This window comes from Aeromonas sp. sia0103, from assembly GCF_963895295.1.
GTDB classification, from domain to species: Bacteria; Pseudomonadota; Gammaproteobacteria; order Enterobacterales; family Aeromonadaceae; genus Aeromonas; species Aeromonas encheleia.
Genome location: NZ_CAWQKG010000004.1, coordinates 23,409 through 48,529, shown reverse-complemented (window position 1 = coordinate 48,529; position 25,121 = coordinate 23,409). Strand labels below are relative to the sequence as shown.

Annotated in this window: 21 protein-coding genes; 9 read left to right on the top strand and 12 right to left on the bottom strand. The window is 64.9% G+C overall.

The window, feature by feature from the left end; translation table 11 throughout:
- Nucleotides 1–15 precede the first annotated feature (15 nt).
- Together AACW18_RS01610 and AACW18_RS01605 are read right to left on the bottom strand one after the other, a co-directional pair.
- A complete protein-coding gene (locus AACW18_RS01610) occupies nt 16–1,401 on the bottom strand; it encodes a DUF2252 domain-containing protein (RefSeq protein ID WP_256352000.1) in 1,386 nt (461 codons plus the stop codon).
- 128 nt (nt 1,402–1,529) lie between these two features.
- Nucleotides 1,530–2,099, bottom strand: coding sequence for a TetR/AcrR family transcriptional regulator (locus tag AACW18_RS01605; RefSeq protein WP_218389962.1), 570 nt, complete (start codon nt 2,097–2,099; stop codon nt 1,530–1,532).
- A gap of 179 nt (nt 2,100–2,278) precedes the next feature.
- On the opposite strand from AACW18_RS01605, the gene AACW18_RS01600 reads away from it, so the two are divergent.
- From AACW18_RS01600 to AACW18_RS01590, 3 genes are all read left to right on the top strand, one after another.
- Nucleotides 2,279–3,316 carry an alkene reductase gene (locus AACW18_RS01600; RefSeq protein ID WP_218389961.1) on the top strand — a complete coding sequence of 346 codons (1,038 nt, stop codon included), beginning with the start codon at nt 2,279–2,281 and terminating at the stop codon, nt 3,314–3,316.
- Nucleotides 3,317–3,709: 393 nt separating this feature from the next.
- Entirely contained in the window at nt 3,710–4,639 is a 930-nt protein-coding gene (locus AACW18_RS01595; RefSeq protein WP_218389960.1) for a bifunctional helix-turn-helix transcriptional regulator/GNAT family N-acetyltransferase, read from the top strand.
- Nucleotides 4,632–5,093 carry an acyltransferase gene (locus AACW18_RS01590; protein WP_218389959.1) on the top strand — a complete coding sequence of 154 codons (462 nt, stop codon included), beginning with the start codon at nt 4,632–4,634 and terminating at the stop codon, nt 5,091–5,093. Before AACW18_RS01595 ends, AACW18_RS01590 begins: the two co-directional genes overlap by 8 nt.
- Nucleotides 5,094–5,190: 97 nt before the next feature.
- Here AACW18_RS01590 and prfC read toward each other — a convergent pair whose 3' ends face one another.
- The 3 genes from prfC to AACW18_RS01575 all read right to left on the bottom strand — a co-directional run bounded on the left by prfC (nt 5,191) and on the right by AACW18_RS01575 (nt 11,113).
- Nucleotides 5,191–6,780, bottom strand: a complete 1,590-nt coding sequence (prfC, locus tag AACW18_RS01585; RefSeq protein WP_126623457.1) for a peptide chain release factor 3 — start codon at nt 6,778–6,780, stop codon at nt 5,191–5,193.
- Nucleotides 6,781–7,082: 302 nt separating this feature from the next.
- Nucleotides 7,083–8,840, bottom strand: coding sequence for a tetratricopeptide repeat-containing diguanylate cyclase (locus AACW18_RS01580; RefSeq protein WP_218389958.1), 1,758 nt, complete (start codon nt 8,838–8,840; stop codon nt 7,083–7,085).
- 398 nt (nt 8,841–9,238) lie between these two features.
- Nucleotides 9,239–11,113: a diguanylate cyclase gene (locus tag AACW18_RS01575; RefSeq protein WP_256351999.1), complete on the bottom strand. Its 1,875-nt coding sequence runs from the start codon at nt 11,111–11,113 to the stop codon at nt 9,239–9,241.
- Between the two features lie 195 nt (nt 11,114–11,308).
- Here AACW18_RS01575 and AACW18_RS01570 point away from each other — a divergent pair, with 195 nt between their 5' ends.
- The gene (locus tag AACW18_RS01570; protein ID WP_218292445.1) at nt 11,309–12,307 is read left to right on the top strand and encodes a sensor domain-containing diguanylate cyclase; all 999 of its coding nucleotides are present in this window, start codon (nt 11,309–11,311) and stop codon (nt 12,305–12,307) included.
- Nucleotides 12,308–12,344: 37 nt separating this feature from the next.
- On the opposite strand, the gene viaA is transcribed toward AACW18_RS01570, so the two are convergent.
- Both viaA and AACW18_RS01560 read right to left on the bottom strand, forming a co-directional pair.
- Nucleotides 12,345–13,799 carry an ATPase RavA stimulator ViaA gene (gene viaA, locus AACW18_RS01565; RefSeq protein WP_218292444.1) on the bottom strand — a complete coding sequence of 485 codons (1,455 nt, stop codon included), beginning with the start codon at nt 13,797–13,799 and terminating at the stop codon, nt 12,345–12,347.
- Nucleotides 13,800–13,885: 86 nt separating this feature from the next.
- Entirely contained in the window at nt 13,886–15,493 is a 1,608-nt protein-coding gene (locus AACW18_RS01560; RefSeq protein ID WP_218389957.1) for an ATPase RavA domain-containing protein, read from the bottom strand.
- 299 nt (nt 15,494–15,792) lie between these two features.
- On the opposite strand from AACW18_RS01560, the gene AACW18_RS01555 reads away from it, so the two are divergent.
- Together AACW18_RS01555 and rimI are read left to right on the top strand one after the other, a co-directional pair.
- Complete coding sequence (locus AACW18_RS01555) at nt 15,793–16,200, top strand: DNA polymerase III subunit psi (protein WP_218389956.1); 408 nt, start codon at nt 15,793–15,795, stop codon at nt 16,198–16,200.
- A 135-nt stretch (nt 16,201–16,335) separates the two neighbouring features.
- On the top strand, nt 16,336–16,785 hold the full coding sequence (gene rimI / locus AACW18_RS01550; RefSeq protein WP_218389977.1) for a ribosomal protein S18-alanine N-acetyltransferase: 450 nt from the start codon (nt 16,336–16,338) through the stop codon (nt 16,783–16,785).
- A 13-nt stretch (nt 16,786–16,798) separates the two neighbouring features.
- Here rimI and AACW18_RS01545 read toward each other — a convergent pair whose 3' ends face one another.
- On the bottom strand, nt 16,799–17,341 hold the full coding sequence (locus AACW18_RS01545) for a thioredoxin family protein (RefSeq protein WP_218330074.1): 543 nt from the start codon (nt 17,339–17,341) through the stop codon (nt 16,799–16,801).
- Between the two features lie 183 nt (nt 17,342–17,524).
- On the opposite strand from AACW18_RS01545, the gene AACW18_RS01540 reads away from it, so the two are divergent.
- The gene (locus AACW18_RS01540) at nt 17,525–19,315 is read left to right on the top strand and encodes an AMP-dependent synthetase/ligase (RefSeq protein ID WP_218292440.1); all 1,791 of its coding nucleotides are present in this window, start codon (nt 17,525–17,527) and stop codon (nt 19,313–19,315) included.
- An 82-nt stretch (nt 19,316–19,397) separates the two neighbouring features.
- Here AACW18_RS01540 and AACW18_RS01535 read toward each other — a convergent pair whose 3' ends face one another.
- The 3 genes from AACW18_RS01535 to AACW18_RS01525 all read right to left on the bottom strand — a co-directional run bounded on the left by AACW18_RS01535 (nt 19,398) and on the right by AACW18_RS01525 (nt 21,467).
- On the bottom strand, nt 19,398–20,090 hold the full coding sequence (locus AACW18_RS01535; protein WP_218389955.1) for an aspartate/glutamate racemase family protein: 693 nt from the start codon (nt 20,088–20,090) through the stop codon (nt 19,398–19,400).
- A gap of 87 nt (nt 20,091–20,177) precedes the next feature.
- On the bottom strand, nt 20,178–20,768 hold the full coding sequence (locus AACW18_RS01530) for a LysE family translocator (RefSeq protein WP_218330075.1): 591 nt from the start codon (nt 20,766–20,768) through the stop codon (nt 20,178–20,180).
- Between the two features lie 102 nt (nt 20,769–20,870).
- On the bottom strand, nt 20,871–21,467 hold the full coding sequence (locus tag AACW18_RS01525) for a LysE family translocator (RefSeq protein WP_218330076.1): 597 nt from the start codon (nt 21,465–21,467) through the stop codon (nt 20,871–20,873).
- 118 nt (nt 21,468–21,585) lie between these two features.
- On the opposite strand from AACW18_RS01525, the gene AACW18_RS01520 reads away from it, so the two are divergent.
- On the top strand, nt 21,586–22,962 hold the full coding sequence (locus AACW18_RS01520) for an aminotransferase-like domain-containing protein (protein WP_218389954.1): 1,377 nt from the start codon (nt 21,586–21,588) through the stop codon (nt 22,960–22,962).
- A 10-nt stretch (nt 22,963–22,972) separates the two neighbouring features.
- A complete protein-coding gene (locus AACW18_RS01515; RefSeq protein WP_218389953.1) occupies nt 22,973–23,437 on the top strand; it encodes a hypothetical protein in 465 nt (154 codons plus the stop codon).
- A 173-nt stretch (nt 23,438–23,610) separates the two neighbouring features.
- Here AACW18_RS01515 and AACW18_RS01510 read toward each other — a convergent pair whose 3' ends face one another.
- Nucleotides 23,611–24,924, bottom strand: a complete 1,314-nt coding sequence (locus tag AACW18_RS01510; protein WP_218389952.1) for a sodium-dependent transporter — start codon at nt 24,922–24,924, stop codon at nt 23,611–23,613.
- Nucleotides 24,925–25,121: the final 197 nt, after the last annotated feature.

The window sequence follows — 25,121 nt, the reverse complement described above, 5'->3', positions numbered from 1 at the left end:
ATCTGGCTTGTGGCCTCAACGCATCTCGCTGGCCACCGGCAGATCCCCACGGGCGATGGCCGCCAGCAGGGTGGCGTGATCGTCACGGGTGCGCTGCCCATAGGCCACGGCGAAGTCGGCGATGGCCTCATCCATCACCTCCGACTTGCCCAGGTAGCCGGCGATCTGCGCCGCATCCCCCGACTTGGCATGGGCCAGCGCCAGCGCCCAGCCGCACAGCTGGCAATACTCGACGAAGTGGCGCGGCTTGACCGCCCCCGGGCTGATGTCTATCCCCCCCTTCATGTCCCGCAGCTGGCGCACGTAGAAGTGGCGGCCCTTCAGCTCGCACCAACCGAGGAAGATATCCGGCGAGCCCTGGATCATGCGCTGACCCCGCACCACCCGCCGCCCCTGGCTGCCGCTGTCATCCGCCGAGGTGAAATAGGGCGCCAGCACCGAGGGCTGCGCCTCCTTGACCTGCAGGAACAGCGGATCATCGTCGTCGGCCCCGGTCAGCAGTATCACCCAGCAGCGGGTGCCCACGCTGCCAACCCCCACCACCTTGCGCGCCACGTCCACGACCCGGTAACGCTGCAGCAGGATGCGCCTGTCCTCCGGCAGGGAGTCCAGGTAGGCCTCCAGCAGCTCACCGAGCGCCTCGTAGACGGGCTCCCCGTCCTCGGTATGGGTCTCACGGATGACGAAGGGGTGGATCTCGCGGATCCTGTGCTGATCGTCCACCAGATCGGTCATCTTGCCGAGCACCTGCAGATGGTTGCGGCCACGGGCCTTGAGGAAGGTGGCCTCGATGCGCTGATGGGCATCGGTGGAGAAGGCGTCGAGCACGGTGGATTGATCAATGTGATCATACCAAACCCGCATGAAGCCCATTTTCCCGTATTCCCGCAGCCTGATGCGGTAGCTGGCCGCGATCATCCTGGCCGCCTCCCGCTGGCGGGCGGCATCGGCCCCGATATATTCGGCCGCCACCAGGGCGCTGGCGGCCAGCCGCTTGAGATCCCACTCCCAGGGGCCGAGGTGGGTTTCGTCGAAGTCGTTGATGGCCAGCACCAGATTGCGCTCGGCGCTCGCATAGAGGCCGATGTTGGCGACATGCATGTCGCCGCAGGCCTGCACCATCAGGCCGGAGCGGGGCGTGTCAACGAGATCCGCCGCCATGATGGCGGCCGCGCCGCGCAGGAAGGCGAAGGGGGAGGTCTGCATCCTGGCATGGCGCACCGGTACCAGCTTCTGCAATCGGGTGGCGGCCTGCGCCTTGAGCACGGCGATGGGATCCCGCCCGGGCAGGACCTCCGGCAGCAGGGCATGCGATTCGCGGGGAACCTGCTCACGCAGCTGCTTGCCGGCGGCGAAACGCTCCGCGATGGAGAGCCGTGGCGAGGTGAAATGCGCCAGCATAGCCCGGGACCTTGCCTTCCTTACCATATCCTTCTCCCCCGCCATCAGACCTCACATGAAGATGGAAGAGGGAACCGACTGGGGCAAGCACCGGGAGAAAAAATGGCGCTATGGGCACGACAGAGGGGCTAGCGAGGGGTCAGGGCGGCCATCAGGTGGCTGACCACGGCGTCCAGCAGGGGGCGGTCGGGGCGGCACTGGGCGAAGGTGATCAGGCCCTGGATGTTGATCTGCAGGAAGGCGGTCAGGGTCGGAATGTCACTGTCCGCGGCCAGCTCCCCCTGCTCCCTCGCCCGTTGCAGGATCAGCGTCAGATCGGACTCCAGCTCGGCATAGATGGCCTTGAAGCGCAGGTGCAGCTCCTCGTCCTGCTCCGCCAGCTCCATCAGGGCGCGGGTCACCAGGCAGGAGCCCTGCAGCGCATCGTTCACCAGCTGCTGGAAGTAGTGCCGCAGCCCGGCCAGCGGGCTGGGTCGATCGAAGCTGGCATGGCGCAGCGTGCGCTTCTCCTGCACATAGTGATCGACCGCCGCCAGCAGCAGGCCGCGCTTGTTGCCGAAGGCCGCATAGAGGCTGCCCGGGTGCAGCCCGGTCGCGGCCACCAGCTCCTGCATGGTGGTCTTGGCATAGCCCCTGGCGCGAAATGCCTCCATGGCTTGTCGCAGGACCTGGTCACGATCAAATTCGGCGATGCGCATAGGGTCTCCGTTGGCAGGCCTCATCGCGCCTTGGCGATGAGGGTAGAAAAGGGCGGCAAGTTTACCCCAGCGGGCAGGCAAGACCAATCCTGGTTAAATATTCGCTCAAAAAATACTTGCGTGCAAAACAAAAAGAGTCTTGAATGCACGTTCAAGAATCATTCCCGAGGACGATGACCATGGATACCCTGTTTCAACCTTACCGTCTCAACGGCACCCTGACCCTGGCCAACCGTTTCATGATGGCCCCGCTGACCCGCTGCATGGCCGGTCCCGGTCTGGTGCCCACCGAGCAGATGGCCGCCTACTATGCGCGCCGGGCCGACATCGGCCTCATCATCTCCGAGGCCACCATCATACGCCCGGACGGACAGGGTTATCCCAACACCCCGGGGCTCTACAGCCCGGAGCAGGTCGAGGGCTGGAAACAGGTCACCGGCGCCGTCCATGCCAAGGGCGGCAAGATCTTCGCCCAGCTGTGGCACGTGGGTCGCCTCTCCCACCCCTTCTTCCACCATGCCGAGGTGCTGGCGCCGTCTGCCGTCGCCCATGAGGGGACTGTGCCGCGCATGCGCGAGCTGGTCTATCAGGTGCCGCGCGCCCTGACGGTGGCCGAGATCGAGCAGCTGGTCGAGGACTATGCCACGGCCGCGGCCAACGCCATCGAAGCCGGCTTCGACGGGGTCGAGATCCACGGTGCCAACGGCTATCTCATCGATCAGTTCCTGCACCACTCGAGCAACCTGCGCGACGACCAGTACGGTGGCACGCCGGAAAACATGAGTCGCTTCGCGCTGGCGGTGGTGGATGCGATCAGCGCCCGCATCGGCGCCGAACGTGTGGGGCTGCGCCTCTCCCCCGGTGCCTATGTGCATCTGGCAGGGGACAAGCGCGACCGCGCCGTGTTCGACCATCTGCTGGCCGAGCTCAACCACCGCACCCTGGCCTATGTGCACCTCGGCATCTTCGATGACAGCCTCACCTTCGACTACCTGGATGGTCGCGCCTCCGACTACCTGCGCGCCCACTACGATGGCCACCTGGTCGGGGTCGGCAACTACAGTGCCGAGACCGCTGCCGAAGCCATCAAGGCCGATCGCTTCGATCTCATCGCCATCGGCCGCCCGCTCATCGCCAACCCGGACTACCTCAGCAAGGTGAAACAGGCCGAGCCGCTGGTGCCCTATGCCGACGCCATGCTGGCTGAGCTGGTATAAGCCGGGAATATAAAGAAAATCGAACCGCTGGTGACACCACGGCCGACGCCATGCTGGCTGAGCTGGTGTAAGCCGGGAATAAAAAGAAAATCGAACCGCTGGTGACACCACGGCCGACGCCATGCTGGCTGAGCTGGTGTAAGCCGGGAATATAAAGAAAATCGAACCGCGGGTGACACCACGGCCGACGCCACGTTGGCCGAACCGGTGTCACCGGCTCTTCTTCTGACCAAGGATGGGATCCGCGCCCCGGCGCGGGTTTCCAATGTTTGGGCCCCCTCCCGGGCCCTTTTTTTATGCCCGGCCGCCAGCGTCCCTGCCCAAGAAAGCGGTTGCCAGTGACAACTTGTTGGTTATATTGGTTGCTGGTTACAACCAAAAGGACAATGACACATGGATCCCCGTCCCCTGCGCGCCCTGTCACGGGAGCTGGTACGCGAACTCGGCATGCTCTCCCAGCAGTGCGGCGCACTGGCCCTGACCCCCCTCGAAGCCCACCTGCTGATCGAGCTGGAGAGTGGCCCCGCCACCAACCAGCAGCTCGCCGAGCGACTGCGCATCGACAAGTCCAACGCCAGCCGGCCGCTGGCTCGCCTCGCCGAACGGGGCCTCATCGACTGGCACCCCCACCCCTCGGATGGGCGCAGCAAGGAGGCGCGGCTCACCCGGGCCGGCGAGATCCAGCTGCAGGCGCTGCATCAGGAGATGGACGGCGCCACCGAGCAGGCCCTGGCCCAGCTCAGCCAGGCCGAGTGCGAACAGCTGTGGGACGGCCTGCGCCTCTATCGCAGTGCCCTCTCCCGCGCCCGCCGCCAGCAGGGTTATCGCATCCGTCCCATCACCCCGGATGACAATGCCGCCATCGCCACCGTGGTGCGGACCGTCTCTGCCGAATACGGCCTCACCGCCGACAAGGGCTATGGGGTGGCGGATCCGAATCTCGATTTCCTCCATGAAACCTATCAGGGTGAGCGCAGCCGTTATTGGGTCATCGAGGGGCCGGACGGCACCATCCTCGGCGGCGGCGGCATAGCCCCGCTGGCGGGGGAGACCGAGACCTGCGAGCTGCAGAAGATGTACTTCCTGCCCGCCCTGCGCGGACTGGGACTGGGGCGACGGCTGGTGCTGCAGGCCCAGGCTGAGGCGAGAACCCTCGGCTACCGGCGCTGCTACCTGGAGACCACGGCGGTGCTGCGGGAGGCGACCGCGCTCTATGAGTCGCTGGGCTTCGAACACCTGCCCGGCCCGCTCGGCTGCACCGGCCACGACGCCTGCGAGATCTGCATGGTGATGACGCTGGAACAGGGCGCCCGCCATGAATGAACCCATACTGCGATCCGCCGGGATCCGCGATGTCAGCTTCGGTGAGCGCGTGACGCTGATCGAGCCGGTCAATCTCTACGGCTGCACCCTGGCCGACGATGTGTTCGTCGGCCCCTTCGTGGAGATCCAGGCCAATGTGTCGATTGGCCGCGGCTCACGCATCCAGTCACACAGCTTCATCTGCGAACAGGTCACCATAGGCGAGCGCTGCTTCATCGGCCACGGGGTCATGTTTGCCAATGATCTGTTTCGGGGAGGGGCGCCCGATCCGGATCCCGCCAGCTGGGGGCGGACTGTCATCGAAAACGGCGTCGCCATAGGATCGAATGCCACCATCCTGCCCGTGCGGATCTGCCAGGGTGCCGTCATCGGCGCCGGGGCTGTCGTGACCCGGGATATCCTGATCCCCGGCACCTATGCCGGTAATCCCGCCCGGTTGTTGCGCGCCTTCTGAGCGCCCGGCGCCCCTGACCGACGCCCGAGAACCCCATAAAGCAAAGACCCCGCCGAGGCGGGGTCTTGTTTATCCGTGATCACGGCATCGCGGCGTATCAGTGCTCGCGAGTCTGGCGGAACTGGACGTCAGGGTGACGCTCCTGGGCCAGGCGCAGGTTGACCATGGTCGGGGCTATGTAGGTGAGGTTGTCACCGCCATCCAGCGCCAGGTTCAGCTCGTTCTTGCGCTTGAACTCCTCGAACTTCTTGACGTCGGTCCCTTCCACCCAGCGGGCGGTGGAGACGTTGACCGCCTCGTACAGGGCCTCGACGTTGTACTCGCTCTTCAGACGCGAAACCACCACATCGAACTGCAGCACACCGACCGCACCGACGATGAGATCGTTGCTGATGAGCGGACGGAACACCTGCACCGCACCCTCTTCGGAGAGCTGGACCAGCCCCTTGAGCAGCTGCTTCTGCTTGAGCGGGTCGCGCAGGCGGATGCGGCGGAACAGCTCGGGAGCGAAGTTCGGGATACCGGTGAACTTCAGATCCTCACCCTGGGTGAAGGTGTCGCCGATCTGGATGGTGCCGTGGTTGTGCAGCCCTATGATGTCGCCGGCGCAGGCCTCGACGGCCTGCTCGCGATCACCCGCCATGAAGGTGACGGCGTCGGAGATGTTCACGTCCTTGCCGATGCGCACGTGGCGCATCTTCATGCCCTTGCTGTAAGTGCCGGAGACGATGCGCATGAAGGCGATGCGGTCGCGGTGTTTCGGATCCATGTTCGCCTGGATCTTGAACACGAAGCCGGAGAACTTCTCCTCGGTGGCGGCAACGATACGGCTCTCGGCCTTGCGCGGCATGGGGGACGGCGCCCAGTCGGTCAGACCGTCCAGCATGTGGTCGACACCGAAGTTACCGAGCGCGGTACCGAAGAAGACCGGGGTCATCTCGCCAGCGATGAAGGCCTCGTGATCGAACTCGGGGGAGGCGCCCTGCACCAGCTCCAGTTCGCCGCGCAGCTGGGCCGCCAGGTCTTCACCGATGGCGGCATCCAGCTCGGGGTTGTGCAGCCCCTTCACCACCCGCTTCTCCTGGATGGTGTGGCCCTGACCGGTCTGGTACAGGTAGGTCTCGTCCTTGTAGAGGTGATAGACCCCCTTGAAGGACTTGCCGCAGCTGATGGGCCAGGTGATGGGGGCGCACATGATCTTCAGCTCGCGCTCCACCTCGTCCATGACTTCCATGGGATCGCGCACTTCGCGGTCCATCTTGTTCATGAAGGTGAGGATGGGGGTATCGCGCAGCCGGGTCACTTCCATCAGCTTGCGGGTACGGTCTTCGACACCCTTGGCGGCATCGATGACCATCAGGCAACAATCCACGGCTGTGAGAGTACGGTAGGTATCTTCGGAGAAGTCCTCGTGACCCGGGGTATCGAGCAGGTTGACCAGACACTCGCTGTAGGGGAACTGCATCACCGAGGTGGTGATGGAGATACCGCGCTGCTTCTCCATCTCCATCCAGTCGGACTTGGCATGCTGGCCTGAGCCACGGCCCTTGACGGTACCGGCGCGCTGAATGGCCTGTCCGAACAGCAGGACTTTCTCGGTGATGGTGGTTTTACCCGCATCCGGGTGCGAGATGATCGCAAAGGTGCGTCTCTTGGAGACTTCACTCAGAAATTCAGCTGACATGATTCGACGTTCTTCTATTGAGCGGTGGCCTTGGCCACCGTGGGAATAAATCCGGGCTGCCGCATTCAACTCACGGCACACATACACGCAACAGCACCACGCTGGCTGGCATCTGGCCAAGCCGGTGGAAAGAAGGAGGAGCGTTGCGTTACATGGGTTTTCTCGCCTGAGCCAAAGCAAAATTGCGCGACATTATACCCGCGCGAGTGAAAAATACCCAGCCCGGCTTAGCCCCCACCTTGATGCCGACGAACTGTGCCGGAGCAGGCCGCTTCTACCCGGGCGATCGCAGCGCCCCGGCCGACTCAGGAGGCCATGACGACCCGGTTTCGTCCCTGCCGCTTGGCCTGATACATGGCGAGATCGGCTCGATGCACCAGGGCCGACAGGCTGCTATCTTCCAGATGATATTGGGCAACGCCGATACTGACCCGGATATCCAAGACGTTGGTGACATCTTCGATTTGCAATGCAGCCACCTGGGTACGGATCCGCTCCGCGACCCTGGCTGCTGCGGCCATGTCGGTGTTGGGCAGCAACACCAGAAACTCCTCCCCGCCGTTGCGACCGACCACATCCTCTGCCCGCAGGGTACGACTGATGCACTGGGCGACCTCAATCAACACGACGTCACCCATGTTGTGGCCAAGGGTATCGTTGACCCGTTTGAAGTGATCGATATCCAGCATCAGCAGTGAGAAAGGCGCACGGCTGTGCTGTGCATGTTGCAGCATCATCTGCGCCTGCATCAGGATCTGGCGGCGATTGAGCAGACTGGTCAGCTCATCCGTAATCGACAGGGTGCGCAGGGCGATTATCCGTTTGACCAGGTAGAACAGCAGCCCTCCCAGCAGCAGCGCCAATATCAGCCTCTGCCACTGGCGCCGTTCACGGGAGAGCTCCGACGTCTGTTGCTCCAGCTTGCGCTCGCTCTCAAGTTGCTCGTTTTTCATCGCCTGATGCGTGAGCTCCCGCTCCAGTTGCACCTGCATGATGCGACGATCACGCAACGCATCCTCCACCCGATGATCTATCTCTATAAACTGCTCAAGCGCCTGCAAACTGGCCTGATAGAGGCCCATCTCCTTCAACACCAGTGACTTGACTCGATAGGCGTAGCCCAGTTGCTTCTGGCTATCTCCCTCTTGCAGGACAGTGATAGCCGCATCGAGGTGATTGAGGGCAAGCTGATGATCGCCCCTCTTGTTCAAGACGATCCCCATCAGCATATCCCGTAATGCCAGCAGCATGGGTTCGAGCCGCTCACCCGCTGCGATGCTGTCATTGACCTGTTGCAGCTTGTCCCATGCCTCTTCGATGCGATCCCGCTGGAGCAGGGCGAAGGCCCGATACAGCCGCACCTCGGCAACTTCCATCGGTCGCTGCTTGTCCTCATAGTACTGCTCGGCCTGGCTAAGCAAGGCGATCGCCTTGCCGTTTTCATTTGTCTCTGTGTAGAGGATGCCCTGGTAGACACGAATAGTGGTGAGCCACTCCGCCTCGTCACGGGCTTGATAGATATCGGAGAGTTTCTTTAACAGCTGCTCGGCCTGCTCATAGATCCCCAACTGGCGATAGAGGTTGGCCATGCTGACCTGCAGGTGCAGGTCCCGATCCTCCAGCCCGATGGACTTGTAGAGATCGAGGGAGGCCTGCAGATGGCGCATCGCCTCCAGCATGTTGCCCTGAGCCGAAAGCAGGCCGCCCAAATAGCCATGGGCCTTGGCCTGCCGCCTGACATCCCCCAGTGCAGTGGCAAGCTCCAAGGCCTGCTCATAGCCCCGCAGCGCCTCATCATTCTTGCCCTGCCGTTGCTGATACCAACTCAGGCAGATCATCAGGCCCGTCTTGGTCTGCATATCACCCGCATGCTGCGCCAGCTCAAGCTGCTGCCTGGCGAACTCGATCGCCTGATCGTACCGTTCGAGATCCCTGATGGTATAGGCCCAGCACTGCAACTGGGTAATGCGTCCACGCAGAGCAACGGGATAATTTGATTTCTGCAGTGCCAGCAGGTCGACCCTGCGTTTGAACTCGTCGAAGGGGAGCAGATCATCTTCCAATTGGCGGATCTCATCCTGCCCCCTCTCCAGCAAGTTGTAGGCTGTAGCTTGGCCCCATCCGGGTGATGCGATGAGCAGCAACAGACATAACAAACGTATCGAGCGCGTCAAAAATTGCGCTCCTTGATTCTGTCGTTGGATGGGGGCCTCCTGGATGCGATCTTAAATAGAGGGTGCACAGCTTACCGCCAAAAATGTGACCCTGGTCACACCGAATGCTAATCTCGCAAACCTGACAGAAACTGGACCGATGAGTAGTTTCCACAGAAGAGTAGACCGGATCCTGACGAAGGATCCATCTGCTCAGGCCCGCTCTGGTGATGATCGCCACCCTGCGGAAACTAGTGATGGAGGGGGATCGCTCGAGCCGGATAGCCTCCCACCACGGCAATGACCGCTCAGGTGGCCATCACCACCCGGTTGCGCCCGCTCTGCTTGGCCTTGTACATGGCCTCGTCGGCGCGGCGGATCAGCTCCCCCAGGTTGTCGTCCTGCGACCGGTACTGGGCGCAGCCGATGCTGACCCGGATCGGATGATCCTCGGGCACCCCCTCGATGCGCAGCCGGGCGACCTCCAGCCGGATCCGCTCCGCCACCTCGGCCGCCTCGTCGAGCCGGGTCTCCGGCAGCAGCACCAGGAACTCCTCGCCGCCGTTGCGCCCCACCCTGTCCAGGCTGCGTAGCTGATCCTCGATGCACTGGGCCACGGCGGTCAGCACCAGATCGCCGACGTGGTGGCCCAGACGATCGTTGACCCGCTTGAAGTGGTCGATGTCCAGCAGCAGCACGCACAGCGGCTTGCCGCTCGCGCGCGCCTGGCTGAACCATTTGCGCCCCTTGGCCTGGATCTGGCGCCGGTTGTGGATGCCGGTGAGCTCATCCGTCATGGCGAGCCGGCGCATCTTGCGGGTGCGGCCGAGCTGATAGAGCACCAGCATGGCCATCACCAGTACCAGCAGCCCGGCCACCAGCGCTTGCCATTGCCGTCGCTCCTGCAGTTGCTTGAGCTTCTCCTCCTGCAGCAGTTGCTTGGTCTTGAGGGTCTGGTTCTCCAGCTCCTTGCGAGCCAGATCGAATTCGAAGCGCATCTGCAAGGAGCGCTGCTCCTGCAGCACCCGCTCGAGATCCTGATTGGCACTCACGAACTGCTTGAGGCTGGCCAGCGCCTCCTTGATGCGCCCTTGCCGCTCCAGCACCCTGGCCCGCACCTCGTGGACCCAGGCGAGGAAGCGCAGGTTCTGCTCCCTGCCGAAGATCGGCTCGGCCTGCGCCAGGTGCGCCAGCGCCTTGGCCGATTGCCCCATGGCATCCTGCACCATGGCCATCACTATGTGCCAGTGACCCCGGGTCACGGTGTCGGCCCCCTCCCGCTGGTTCAGCAGCGAGGAGGCCTGCTCCAGCTTGCTCATGGCCTCCGCCATCTTGCCCTGGTTGAGCAAGATGGTCGCCATCTCGATCTGGCTCCAGGCCAGCATCCCGTCCCGATGCTGGGCCTGGTAAAACTGCTCGGCCCGGGACAGCAGGGGCAGGGCCCTGTCATATTCCCCCATCTCGCTGTAGAGCAGCCCCTGCTGGGAGTGGATGTCGATCAGGTGCTCCTGCTCGTTGCGGCTGCGGTAGTCGTGCTCCAGTTCCTGAAAGTAGCCCTCCGCCCGCTCATAGAGCCCCATCCGGCGATAGGCGTTGGCGATCTTGGCCAGCACCTCGCGCCCCTTGTTGTCCAGCCCGAGATCCTCGTAGCGCCGATGGGCATCTATCAGCTCCATCAGCCCCTCGGCCATCTCCCCCTGATAGGAGTACATCTCGCCACGCAGGCTGAGGATATCGGCGCGCTGCCGGTCATCCCCCAGCCGGCGCGCCAGGGTCAGACCGTCGTCGTAATCCTGGCTGGCCTGGGCCATATTGCCGAGCAGCTGTTGATGGAGGGCCCGGCAGGCGAGCAGGCCGCTCTCGGTGATCCTGTCCTTGCGGACGCGGGCGCTGGCCAGCTCCTGGCTGGCGAAGGCCACGATGCGCCGGTATTCGCTGTCCCGCTCGGCGGGCATGGCCCAGCACTGCAGGCGGGCGATCCGCCCCTGCACGTCCGGTGGGTAGCTGTCACTCTGAGCCACCAGGCTGGCGACCCGCTCCCGAAACTCCCTGGCGGGATGAAAATCGTCCTCCAGTTGCTGCAGCTCCCGGGACAGCGCGGGTTCCGCGAGCAGGGCCTGGGCCGCCTGGGCCGGGGTGGCGCACAGCCCGAGCAGCAGGATCAGGTTCATCAGGATCTTCATGCCGGTTCCGTTTCCCCATTCGATAGCGCTGACGCAATGCAGATGCCCATCATATCCCGCCCTGTGGTGGCCGCACAGTCACCACAGGGCGCTGACAACCCGCATCGACTCGCTCTCACTCCCGCTATCTCATTCTTTACAGGAGGAAAATCTGCATCGACTATAGACAAAGCTGGAACGGGTAAGGGCCTATGGATGACATATGAAGAGCTGCGGGAGGCCTATGACAGGCTGCTGCAGGAGAATGAGCGCCTGAAGCGGGTGGCCGAGGATGCCCGTGAGAAGCTGGATGCCGCCATGGACGGCACCGGCCTGTGCATCTGGCAGAACCACATCCCCACCGGCAAGCTCGTCATCTTCAACCGGCGCTGGGGCGCCATGCTGGGCTACCAGCCCAAGGAGCTGTCGGCCCACTTCGATGTGTGGCGTGCCCACCTGCACCCGGAAGACAGGGAGCGGGTGTTGCAGGCCTTCTTCGATCACCTGGAGGGCAAGAGCCCCTTCTATCAGGTGATGCACCGCATGCTCGCCAAGGATGGCAAGGTCACCTGGGTGCTGGACCGGGGCCGGGTGGTGGAGCGGGATGAGCGGGGCAACCCGGTCCGGGTGATGGGGACCCACATCGACATCACCCACGAGAAGGAGTACGAGCAGCAGCTGGCCCAGCTCGCCCACCGGGATCCCCTCACCGGCCTGCTCAATCGCACCGCCCTGCACCGCCAGTTCCCCGGGGAGCACAGGGCCATCTGCTTCATCGATCTGGATGACTTCAAGCAGGTGAACGACAACCTGGGCCACCGCGCCGGCGACGAGCTGCTGGTGGCCATCAGCCAGCGCCTGCGCGCCTGCTGCGGCGACGACATCCGGCTGGGCCGGCTCGGGGGGGACGAGTTCGTGCTGTTGCTGCCCTGGCAGTGCGAGGATCCCCGCACCGGCCAGCTGGCACACCGCTGCATCGAGGCCATCGCCACCCCGTTCGAGCTGCCCAATGGCGAGGCGGTCGTGGGGCTGAGCATGGGGATAGCGGCCATCCGGCCACAGGACGATTTCAGCGGCGCCCTGGCCCGGGCCGATCAGGCCATGTACAGGGTCAAGCGCGGCGGCAAGCGGGGATTTTATATCGCCCAGCCGAGCGGTCAGCCGCTGCTGGATCAGGAGCAGGTGAACGAGCGGGGGCTCAACCACAGCATCTGATAGGCGCGGCGGAGCGGCGTCTCGTCGCCCCCAGTTCCTAGCTGCGCTGCCAGCGCCGCAGCAGGCGGCCACGCAGGCCGCAGTCGAGCAGCCAGCTGTTGTCGAACACCCGCAGGATCGCCGCCTTGGCGTGCCTGGACATGGCGACGGCGTGGAAGCGGGTCCCCTGCTTGCGCCGCTGGTTCATGCGATCGAGCAGGGCATGGGGCAGGCTCTGGGCGATGAAGTCCGAGATCACCAGCACGTCGGCCTTGGCAAAGTCCGGTTGTTCGAGCCGGATCAGCGCCTTCTCGAGACAGGGCACCAGATCGGTACCGCCGTGAAAACTCATGGAGAGGAAGCGTTCCGCCTTGTCGAGCCCGGTCTCGGCGGTGATCTCCAGGGTCGCCACCTCGGTGGAGAACAGCATCAGATAGCAGCCTCGCTGCTCGTCCATCGCCACCTTGAGCAGGGCCAGGAACAGCGCCTTGGCGCACTCCTCCGGGTAGCCGCCCATGGAGCCCGAGGTATCGACACAGACGATGAAGGGGCCGCGCGGCTGTGGCTCCTGCCCGCCCTGCTCCGGGCTGCGCAGCATGAGGCGCTGGCGTGGCAGGGTGCCCCGCGACTGGTAGCTGAGCAGGCGCCGCTCCAGATAGCGGCGATAGAACTCCAGCTCCAGCTCCGGCAGGGCCAGCATCACCGCCTCGCTCGGCAGCAGCCGCATCAGATCATTGGCCGGATGCACCCCCACCAGATCGTCCGGCACATCGTCGGTCTGCACCTCCTCCAGCTCGTGCACCGGCACCGGCGGCAAGACCCGGGCGTCGGTGCGCCTATCCCGTTCGCTGCGCCCCAGCAGGGCCGCGATCTCGGCCAGCAGGGGCTCCTGCTGCAACATGCGGGCATATTGCTTCACCAGCACCAGGCTGCGCTTGTGCCAGCTGCCCTGAGCCAGATCCCAGAGACCGCCGGCGGAGATCTGGTGCGGATCCAGGGCGTCGGCCAGGGTGCGGTTTGCCAGCAGCTGATCCTCTATCTCCTGGCGCTGCTTCTCCCGCTCCGCCTCGGCGATCTGCTGCTGCAGTTGCAACAGGCTGCCCACCAGACTGCCCCGCCACTTCTCGATGAACAGCTGGCGCAGGCTCTCGGTCGGCTGCACCATGATCTGGCGCACCAGGCTGCGGGCATCGCCGGCGAAGGGGCTGTGCTGCTCCAGCGCCTCCAGCAGGCTGGGCAGGCGCCCCACCAGCTCGGACAGGGGCAGCAAGCGATGGGCCTGATAGAGTAGATACTCCCGCTCCAGCGCCACCGGCACCGGCTTGTGGCGCATCTCCTCGCCGAGCTGTTCGCTCCAGCTCTGGATGCGTTTCTTGAGCAGCTTGCCCTGCAGCGGGGAGCGCTTGAGGAATTCGGAGATCTTGGGGGTCGAGGCCAGCAGCAGCGCCATCTCTCCCGCCAGCTCCCCCTCCCCCATGAGGAGCCCGAGATCCATCATGCCGATCTCAAGCATGATGAGCCCTCACGTTATCCCGCGCCATCAGCTGCACAGGCAAGGCCCCGGCTTGCTCATTGCAGTCGCATCACCCATGGTCAGCCTCACGCATCCAGCCTGGGCAGGCGATCCCGCCACTGCAGCAGATCGCCGCGCAGCAGGTCCAGATCCCGGTTCAGCACGAAGAAGCTGTCCTCTACCTGCTGCAGCCAGTGATCGCCGATGAACAGGTGCTGCTGATGGCGCTCGAACAGGCTGCGCTGCCCCTTGAGGGCCTGCTGCACCTTGCCCACCTCGGCGGCCAGGGCGTCCAGCTCGGCCTGCCAGGGGGTGATCACCAGCTCAGGGATCGCGGTCCGCTCCACCAGTACCAGAGGCACCGGCTGGCGCTGGATATCCAGCACGTGCAACCGCAGTTGCTCATCCAGCACCAGCTCGTAGTGGCCCTCCTTGGGATTGCCAAGCTGCCAGCCCACCAACGCCTCGCCGGTGGGGTGCCAGTGAGAGAGCAGGGTGCGATCGAAGGTGAGGGTCTCGGTCAGGCGCTCGGGGTCGCCGCCATCGAGCGGGGCCGGTGTGAGCAGGTGAAAGTGCACCTGCTTGCCGAAGGGCTTGGCGTTGAGCAGCGGCAGCTGCATGCCACGGGCGCGGCGGCCGAACCACTGCTTGCGCTTGACCGCCTTGCAGCCGAGCCGCTGGGCCACGGCCCCCTTCAGCTGCTTGAACTGCTCGCGCAGGGAGAGCAGCTGACGGGTCATGGCCAGCTGCTGGTAGCCGTAGAGGCGGGAGAACTCGCCGATCATCTCCAGCAGGGCGGTGCGGGAGGCCTCGTCGTGCCAGAGGCAATCCTTGAACAGCAGCAGATCCAGCGGGGCGACCTCGTCGCGACCGTTGAAGAAGGCGCTCGCCTTGATCAGCCGCACCGCCTTCTTCCAGCGTCGATCCGACACGTAGCAGCTGTGGCCGAGCTGGCTGTCGAGCTGCTGGCGCAGTTGATAGATGAGCTCGAAGCAGGCGGCGGGCAGCCGCACCTGCTCGATCTGCTCCTGCCAGGCCTCATACTCCTCCCCCTGGATCTGGATCGAGGACGGCAGGTTCTGCCTGGACTGGCCATCGCTCGCCAGCATGGCCTGGAAGTTGGATTTCTCCTGCACCCTGTCCATCCAGATCCGCACCAGCATGCGATCGTAGAGCGCCTCCAGGCCGCTGTCCGGCGCGGGCAGCTCGTTGGAGGCAGTCACCAGCAGCCGCATGGGGATGGGGTGCTGGCTGTCGCCGTTGCGGAACTGGCGTTCGTTGATGGCGGTGAGCAGGGTGTTGAGGATGGCCGGGCCCGCCTTCCAGATCTCGTCGAGGAACACCACCTCGGCCTCCGGCAGGTAGCCGCGGGTCAGCCGCAGGTACTTGCCATCCTCCTTGAGCGCCTGGATGGAGAGCGGGCCGAACACCTCCTCCGGCGTGCTGAAGCGGGTCATCAGGTATTCGAAGTGACGGGCATCGTGGAAGGCCAGCTTGAGACGGCGGGCGATCAGGCTCTTGGCGATGCCGGGCGGGCCCAGCAGGAAGACGCTCTCACCGCTGAGGGCGGCCAGCAGACCGAGCCGCAAGGCGTCCTGCCGCTCGTAGAGTCCCTCGCCGAGGGCCGCCAGCAATCTGGGCAGACGCTCATGAATGGGGACGGTACGAACAGTATTCTGGGCTAAAGGCGGCATAGGCACGATTCCGAAGCTGGGTGGTCATGAGTGGCTGCGCAGTCCGGCCTCTGGCCCTGCACCACTGCAATGGTCTGTTGATTCTGGTCATCCCCGCCGCAGGGCGCCGGGAAACAGGGTTAACATAGCGAATCAGAGGGATCGCATCTACCCGTAAACATGGGCTGGTGTGCGCCGCATCCCCATGACGGCTTGAGCCCGTAGGATCAAACGCAAACTCCGGGGTGCAGCAAAACCCGCGAAAGTGTACTCTGCCCGTCACGATTTACCCCAACGCAGATCAAGAGTGAGCCTTCGCCATGCAAGATCCCCTGCTGGACCCTTTGCGTCAGCGCATCCTGGCCCGGATGGGCATACCGAGCTGGCAACTGAGAGTGCCGACCCTGCTGGGTGACGCGCCCGCGCCCGTTCAGGAAGATAGCGCAGCCCGCACGCCGGCGGTAGCGGTGATGCCCGAAGGCAAGCTGTGGCTGCTGGCCCCCGAGCTGCCCGCCCCGACCTTGCTGGCGGACATCTGCCAGTGGCTCGGCATCCGCACCGACGAGGTCGCGGTGCTGGATCGGCTGCCCGAGGGGCTGACTCCGCCCCGGCTCTGGCTGACGGCCGCCGATGCGCGCTGGCCCGACGCCCTGATCTGCCCGCTGACCCCGGATGCGGCCCAGAAGCGGGCGCTGTGGCAGCAGCTGCGCCAGCACACGCCCGGCTGAGCCAACCGATCAGCGGCCTGCCGGCCCCTATGCTGCCTTACTCATCCAGGCTTGCGAACTGGCGCCAAGACCATGGCATGGCCGCGGCGCCGCTCGCAAGCACGAATCCGATCCGGAGTTCCCATGTCTGACCCCATGCCCAGCTTTCGCCCCCTGCTCGACACCGATTTCGAGCTGATCTACCCCATCGAGCAGTCCGCCCACCAGGAGCCCTGGAGCCAGGCCAACCTGCTCTCCTGCTTCGGGCCGCGCTATCTCAATGGCCTGATGCTGGTAGAGGGGCGCCCCGCCGGTTTCTATATCGCGGATCTGGTGGCGGGCGACAGCTCGCTGATGAACATCTGCGTTCACCCCGATTTTCAGGGCAAGGGGCTGGGCCGCGCGCTGCTCAGAGAGTACCTCGCCCGCAGCAAGGCCAAGAGCGCCGAGGCCTGGTTCCTGGAGGTACGCGCCGGCAACAAGCGCGCCATATCCCTCTACGAGAGTGAAGGCTTCGCCGAATATTGCCGCCGCGCCGACTACTACGGCACCGGCCAGGACAGGGAAGACGCCGTGCTGATGTCACGGCTGTTCGACTTCGGCTGAGCCCTTCCCTCGGCTAGGGCAGCGGCGCATTGTCGATGGCCGGGTCTTCCAGGCTGAGGGTCACCCGCAGCACGGCGTCGAAACCAGCCCCCGAGAGCGGCATGAAGAAGCCGCGGCCGTAGGTGACTCCGGGCATCCAGATCTGCTGCAGATCCACCACTATCTTGATGGGCCTGAGCGGCTCTCCCGGTCGCTGGATATAGACGCCTGGCGGCGTCGCCACCGGCGGGAAGCGGCGCAGTATGTGCTCGCTGCCATCCCCTGCATCCGGGTTGAGCCGCACCTTGACCAGGCCGGCCAGGGTGGATTGCATCTCGGGGGCGCGCCACAGCAGGGCATCGAGCGTCTTGCAGCGTCGACACTTGGCGTGCTCTATCACATAGAGCAGGGGGTAACCCTCGCTCAGCGCCCGTTGCTGCGCCTGCTCATAGCCCTCGGCCCCGCTGAGCCAGGGATTGTCCTCCCCGGCCGGAGGCCCCAGGACGAACCAGAGCGCACCGGCGCCCGCCAGTACCAGCAAGACCCCCGTGATCAGGCTCTTGATCCCGACACTCATGGCACACCTCCCTGAACGAATCCAGTCTGTCAGCCCCCATCATGCCTGAGCCAAACCGACTTGACGACTTTGTGATCCCAAGCAAACAGCGCACACTTGTAAGCCGGAATGGTAGAGTTTAAACTCCAGTCCGATTTTTAGTGCCCTCACGGGCGTACAACTGTTACTTGAGGATGATTGACCATGTCGCAGCTTCATCTGGTTCGACTGATGCGTGAGCGCATTGCCCGTCTTGGCAACAAGGCCGCCTTGCGCGTCCAGCAGGATGGCCAATGGCGTGCCATCGGCTGGCGCACCCTGGGACAGGCGATGGACTACTGTGCCCAGGCCCTGATCCGGGCCGGCCACCAGCCCACCGAGATGGTCGGCATCTATGCTCGCAACATGCCGGAGTGGACCCAGGCCGACCTCGGCATCCTCGCCGCCCGCGGGGTCAGCGTGCCCATCTACCCCACCAGCACCCTGGACCAGCTGCGCTACATAGTGCGCGACGCCGGCATCAAGCTGCTGTTCGTGGGCGAGCAGCAACAGTTCGATCAGGCCCTCGTCTTGTTGAATGAGGGCGAGATCAGCCAGCTCGTCGCCCTCGATGGCGGCGTCGATCTGCGCGGCTGCGCGCAGGCCAGTCACTTCCAGACCTTCCTGGTCTCCGGCAACCATCAGCCAAGCGAACTGGTGCTGCGCGAGCGCGAGTGCCGCTACCGGATGGATGATCTGCTGACCCTGATCTACACCTCGGGCACCACCGGCGAGCCCAAGGGCGTCATGCTCGACTTCGCCAACATCGCCGCCTGCTTCGAGATGCATGACAGCCGCCTGGATCTGAACGAGCAGGATGTGTCGCTCTGCATGTTGCCGCTGAGCCACGTGTTCGAGCGCGCCTGGAGCTACTACGTGCTCTACTGCGGCGCCGAGAATGTCTACATCCGCGATCCCCAGAAGGTGATGGAGGTCATCGACGAGGTGAAGCCGACCGTGATGTGCGCCGTGCCGCGCCTCTACGAGAAGGCCTACGCCATGATCCAGGCCAAGGTCGCCCAGGCACCGCGCCTGCGCCGCGCCCTGTTCGGCTGGGCCACCGGGGTCGGCAAGCAGATGGTGGCGACCCGCCAGGCCGGCAAGTCCGCCTCCCCCCTGCTCTACGCCCAGCTCGCCCTGGCCGAACGGCTGGTGTTTCGCAAGCTGCGCGCCCGCTTCGGCGGCCGCACCCGCTTCCTGCCGGTGGCCGGCGCCCGCCTCGCCGACGATGTAAACCTGTTCTTCCAGGCCATGGGGCTCAACCTCAAGTACGGCTACGGCATGACCGAGACCACGGCCACCGTCTGCTGCTATGAGGATCAACAGTTCAGACTGGGCTCCATCGGCACGCCCCTCGGCGGCATCGAGGTGAAGCTGGGGGAAAACAATGAACTGCTGGTGCGCTCCCCCACTGTGATGCGCGGCTACTACAACAAGCCGGAGGCCACCGCCGAGGTGATGACCGAGGATGGCTTCCTGCGCACCGGCGATGCGGGCGAGCTGGACGCCGAGGGCAACATCTACTTCACCGAGCGCCTCAAGGAGCTGATGAAGACCTCCAACGGCAAGTACGTGGCACCGCAGCTGGTGGAAGGCACCCTCGGCAAGGATCGCTTCATCGAGCAGATCGCCATCGTCGCCGACGCCCGCCACTTCGTGTCGGCGCTGATCGTGCCCTGCTTCGAGTCGCTGGAGGAGTACGCCCGCTCCATCAACCTGCAGTACCAGTGCAAGACCGAGCTGCTGCGCCACTCCCGGGTGGTGGAGTTCTTCGAGTCACGCATCCATGAGCTGCAGCAGGAGCTGGCCAAGTTCGAGCAGGTGAAGAAGTTCACCCTGCTGCCGAGCGCCTTCTCCATGGAGCTGGGGGAGATCACCCCGACCATGAAGCTGCGCCGCAAGATCATCGAGGCCAAGTACCAGAACGAGATCGAGGCCATGTATAGCCATGTCTGAGCACAGCCACGCCTGATCCGGCCTGGCTACACACCAATAAAAAGAGAGGCGCCGCGGCGCCTCTCTTTTTTGGGTGACCCCTTCAGCCAAGTGCCCACGCCACGGCGGCGTCGGCGTGAATGGCGGTGGTGTCGTAGAGCGGCACCGCAGCCTGCGCCTCCCCCATCAGCAGGGCTATCTCGGTGCAGCCCAGGATCACCGCCTGGGCCCCCGCCTCGGCCAGCGCCGCTATGATGGCCAGGTATTCGGCCCGCGATGACGCCAGCGTCTGCCCCAGACAGAGCTCGTCATAGATGATGCGGTGCACCCGCTCCCGCTCGGCCGCCGGCGGCACCAGCACCTCCAGCCCGAACTGATCTTCCAGCAGCCCCTTGTAGAAATCCTGCTCCATGGTGAAGCGGGTGCCGAGCAGCCCGACCCGCTGCACGCCATCGGCCAGCAAGCGCCGGGCGGTGGCGTCGGCGATGTGCAGCAGCGGAATGTCGATGGCGGCGGCTATCTCGGGCGCCACCTTGTGCATGGTGTTGGTGCCGATCAGCAGGAAATCGGCGCCCCCCGCCTGCAGCGCACGGGCTTCGGCCGCCAGCAGCCGCGCGGTGGCGGGCCAGTCACCGGCGTGCTGCAGCCGCTCTATCTCGGCGAAGTCGACGCTGTTGAGCAGCACCCTGGCCGAGTGCAGGCCGCCGAGCCTCGCCCGCACGCCCCGATTGAGCGCCTGGTAATAGCTGACGCTGGACTCCCAGCTCATGCCACCCAGCAGACCGATACATTTCATAACCGCTCCTTTTCACATCGGGTGACCGCCACCCACAGACAAAAAAGGCCCCGAAGGGCCAACAAGACAGAAGGTCAGGCCGAGGGCCTAAATCCAGATCATCAGCACGCAGGCCGCCGTGGCGAGCCCCATGGTTCGGTTGAAACGACGCCAGCCCCTGGCGGTGCGGATGAGTCGGCGCACCTGGGCACCGAACAGCACCCAGAAGGCACCGGTGTAGAGGCCGGTGACGAAGAAGATGCCGAGCACCCAGCCGGCGGATGGCCAGTAGGACTCCCCCGCCAGGGTGAAGCCGCTGATGGCGGAGAGCGCCATCATCCAGGCCTTGGGGTTGAGCAGTTGCAGCATGGCCCCCTGATGGGCCGGAATAAGAGGCCGGCTGCCCTCGGCCGGGCCGCTGGCGGTCGCCACCTTCCAGGCCAGCCAGAACAGGTAGGCCGAGCCGATGAGCTTGAGGCCCTCGTGCAGCAGCGGCAGCTTCTCGAACATCACTCCGAGTCCCAGCGCCGTGGCCAGGATCATCAGGTTGATGCCGCCGACCACCCCCACCAGCAGCGGTACCGAGCGGCGAAACCCCTGGGCGGCCCCGGCGCTGGTGAGCAGCATGTTGTTGGGGCCCGGCGTGCCACAGGTGATCAGGGCAAATCCCGCCAGGGGCAGCAACCAGTTCAGATCCATCTCAACCTCATCGATATAGAGCAAGCGTCCTAATATGCAGAGTCGGCGTCCTGACGACAAGCTCACCAATGCATTTTCTTTGCATGAATAATCAGACAGCCATTAATACCAGAGCATCACCACGCAGAGGGCGGTCAGCACCCCCAGGCTACCGTTGAGTCGGCGCCAGCCGCGATCCGAGCTGATCCAGTTGCCGAGCTGATGACCGAACAGGACCCAGACAAAGCAGATGGGGAAGCCAACCAGGGGGAAGATCAGCATGATCCCCCACAGGCTCGGCCAGTAGGCAGTGCCCGCCAGGCTGAACAGACTGATGGCGGAGATGCCCATCATCCAGGCCTTGGGATTGAGGAACTGGAAGCCCAGCCCCTCCAGCAGGGTCAGCGGACGTGCCCGTCTGGCCGGATCGCCGGGGGCACCGGCCACCGCGATGCGCCAGGCCAGCCACAGCAGATAGAGGCTGCCGAAGATCTGCAGCCCCAGCCGCAGCAAGGGCCAGCGCTCGAACAGGGGATAGAGCCCCAGCGCCAGCACCAGCTGCAGCACGGGTTGACCCACGGCCACCCCGATCAGGTGTGGCAGGGTGCGGCGCACCCCGAAGTTGGCGCCGGAGGCGGTCAACATCAGATTGTTCGGGCCCGGGGTGCCGCAGGTGAGCAGGGCGAAGCCCACCAGGGTGACATACCATTCGAGGGTCATAGGGTCATCTCCATATGGCTGCACATTGTATCGGTACAATATGCAGTTCCAGATTGTTTAGGGGCTGACATTCACGCTATATTGAGACAATTCTGCGATCAATGGATTTATTGTCACCATGACAATCTGGACTCCGGACCTCGCCCCCTTCGAGGGGCCCCTCTACCTGAAACTGGTCAAGGCCATCGAGCAGGCCATCGCCGATGGCACCCTGCCCCCCCAGACCCGACTGCCGACCCACAGGGCGCTGGCGGACCGGCTGGGGGTGACGGTCGGTACCATCACCCGCGCCTACGCCGAGGCCGAGCGGCGCGGCCTGCTGGCCGCCAGGGTGGGCCACGGCACCTGGGTCAAGGAGGCGGGCACCGATCCGGCCAACGAATGGGTGATCCGCAACGAGGACAATCACCGCATCGAGCTGTGGCAGAACCTGCCGGTCCAGCTGGATCGAGCCGCCATCATCAGGCCCATGCTGACCGAGCTCGCGGACGGCGATCTCAACGGCCTGCTCGGCTATGACAAGGAGGCGGGACGGCTCCCGCAGCGGCAGCTGTTTGTCGACTGGCTCGCCGAGCAGGGGATCAACGGCAACGAGGAGCGGCTGCTGTTCAGCCACGGTGCCCAGCACGGCATCATGCTGGCGTTGCTGGCCACCGGTTGCGTGGGGGAGACCATTTTGTGCGAGGGGCTCAGCTACCCCGGCATGCTGGGCAATGCGCGCCAGCTGAAGAACCAGGTGGTGGGCCTGCCCATGGACGAGGAGGGGCTGATCCCCACGGCCCTGGATGCCGCCTGCCGCCAGCGGCGGGCCAAGCTGCTCTATTTGACCCCCACCCTGCAGAACCCCACCACCGCCATCATGAGCCTGGCGCGGCGCGAGGCCATAGTCGCCATCGCCCGCCGGCACGATCTGCTGATCATCGAGGACGACGTCAACGGCCTGCTGCCCGAGGTCCCGCTCCCGCCCCTGGTCAACCTGGCGCCGGAGCGGGTCATCTACCTCGGCAGCCTGGCCAAGATCGCCTGTGGCGGGCTGCGGGTCGGCTTCGTGCTGACCCCGCCGGCCCTGCGCAACGGCTTCGCCCAGGCGATGCGGCTGTCGAGCTGGATGGTGAGCCCGCTGCTGATCGAGCTGGCCTGCAAGCTGGTGAGTCAGCGCCAGATCATGCCGCTCATCGAGCAGCAGAGACGCATCCTGGCGCGCCGTGGCGAGCTGCTGCGTCACCTGCTGCCTGGCGCCCGCTGGCAGGCGGGCTCCATGCACGCCTGGCTGCCGCTGCCCGAGCCCTGGCGCAGCCAGGAGTTCGCCGAGGCGGCCAACGCCCTTGACGTCGGGGTGGCCAGCGGGGAACACTTTGCTGCCGGCCAGTTTGCCGCCCCTCAGGGGGTACGCCTCAGCCTCAGCCAGCCCGCCACCGACGCCCGGGTCGCCGAGGGGCTGGAGCGGCTCGCCGGCCTGCTGCGCGCCGCGCCGCCGACCAATCCCTTGCTATAAAGGAGTCTTCATGTTCCCACCCCGCGCCACCCTGTTGTTGCTGACCCTGCTGCTGGGGGGCTGCGCCTCGCCCGCCCATCAGCAACTGGGCCAGACCCTGAGCGGGCTGGAGGGTGAGCTGGAGCGGCTGGAGGAGGAGCTGGCCGCCATGAACGGGCTCCATTACCAGCAAGCCATCGATGCCCCCGCCGCCCTGCGCCGCTACCTGAGCGCCCCCGCCCCGACCGCGGAAGGCCTGGTGCCAGAGCAGAGCCAACTGCTGGACGGCCCCCTGCTGCGCTATCGTTATCGCCTGCCGACCGGCATGGCCCGGCTGCCCCTGGATAACCCCTGCCTGCGCTACGAGTTCGAGCTGCGCCACCTCGGCCGCCTCGGTCAACTCGATCTGGCCTGGCAGGCGGATGACCACCAGGGTCGCCGCCGCCTCTATCAGTCTGACTGCCGCTTCTCGGCCATGGGGCTCGGTCTGCAATAGCCGCACCGCGAGCAGATGTGACAAGGGGTTGGCCAGTGGCCAACCCCTTGTGTTTATTGTCCCTGTTTGCCAGCCGACCTTAGAACAGACCCCGCACCAGGATCCCGGCGATCGGCAATGACATCACCAGTCACCCGCGCCTTCTGGCTATCCGCAACCCGATCGACTCGGGGTCAGAACAGGCCCCGCACCAGGATCCCGCCGATCAATAGCGGTGCCACCAGCCGCCAGCACCAGAGCAGGCAGAAGCGCAGCAGGGGCGACAGACCGATGGGCAAGATGCTGTCCCCCAGTCGCCAGCCCAGCAGCAGGGTCAGCACCAGGCCGAACAGCGGCATCATCAGGTTGGAGGTGAGGTAGTCGAGCAGGTCGAAAATCGTCTTGCCAAACAGGGTCAGCTCGCTCCAGGGACCGAACGACAGGCTGACCGGAATGCCGGAGGCCATGATCAGCAGGGTCAGCACCCGGCAGGCGCCACGGCGGGACCAGCCCCACTCTTCGGTGGTGAAGCGCACCAGGTGCTCCAGCATGGAGATGGAGGAGGAGAGCGCCGCCACCAGCAGCAACAGGAAGAACACCACCCCCAGCCCCTGGCCGAACGGCAGGTGGCTGAACACCGCGGGCATGGTCATAAAGGTGAGCCCTGGCCCGGCAGTCGGGTCAATGCCCGTGGAAGCCAGCGCCGGGAAGATCATCAGCCCCGCCAGCACCGAGATGAGGCTCGCCAGCGTCACCACCCAGACCCCGGAGCGCAGCACACCTTCGCTATTGGGCAGGTAGGCGCCATAGGTGGTGTGCACCCCCAGGCCAATGGAGAGGGAGAAGAAGGCCAACCCCAGCGCATCCAGCACGCTCTGACCGGTCAGCATGGAGAAGTCCGGCAGCAGCAGCTGGCGCACTCCGGCCATGGAGCCGGGCATGGAGAGCCCCACCGCCACCAGCAGCAACATCATGATGAACAGGGCCGGCATCATCCAGCGCAGCGCCCGCTCCACCCCCTTCTGGATGCCCCCCTGCACAAACCACCAGGTGAGCCCGGCGAACACCAGATGGGTCAGCACCGGCCACCAGGGATCACTGACATAGCCGTTGAACAGGGCGGTGAGGGCGCTGCCCTCGCTCAGGTTCAGCTTGCCCATCACCGCCAGCGCCGCATAGCCCACGGTCCAGCCGCCGACCACGCTGTAGAAGCTGTAGATGAAGAAGCCGCACAGTATCCCCATGTAGCCCATCCAGCGCCAGTTCGGCCCCACCAGCCGGTTGAAGGCGCCGAGCACCCCGCGCTGGCTACGGCTGCCGAGCAGGGTCTCCCCCACCAGCACCGCCACCCCCAGGGTGAAGCTGAACAGCAGGAACACCAGCAGGAAGGCGCCACCGCCGTTGGTGGCGGTCACATAGGGAAACTTCCAGATGGCGCCGAGGCCGATGGCCGTGCCGGCCGCCGCCAGCACATGACCGAGACGGGAAGACCACTGAACCTGGCTCATACAACCTCCGGGGAAGACAACATCGAATCGATACTCCATGGGTGAGTGCAACCTGGGTCGCAACAAAAAAGGCCGCCTGGCGGCGACCTTTGCAATGAACATTCAGACAGACTGCGCGTGCAAGGTCACCTCTCTTGCGAGCTAAAAAATCGGCCAGATCGGGCGATGAGGGGTGACATAGGGCGGGTGACTCGAGC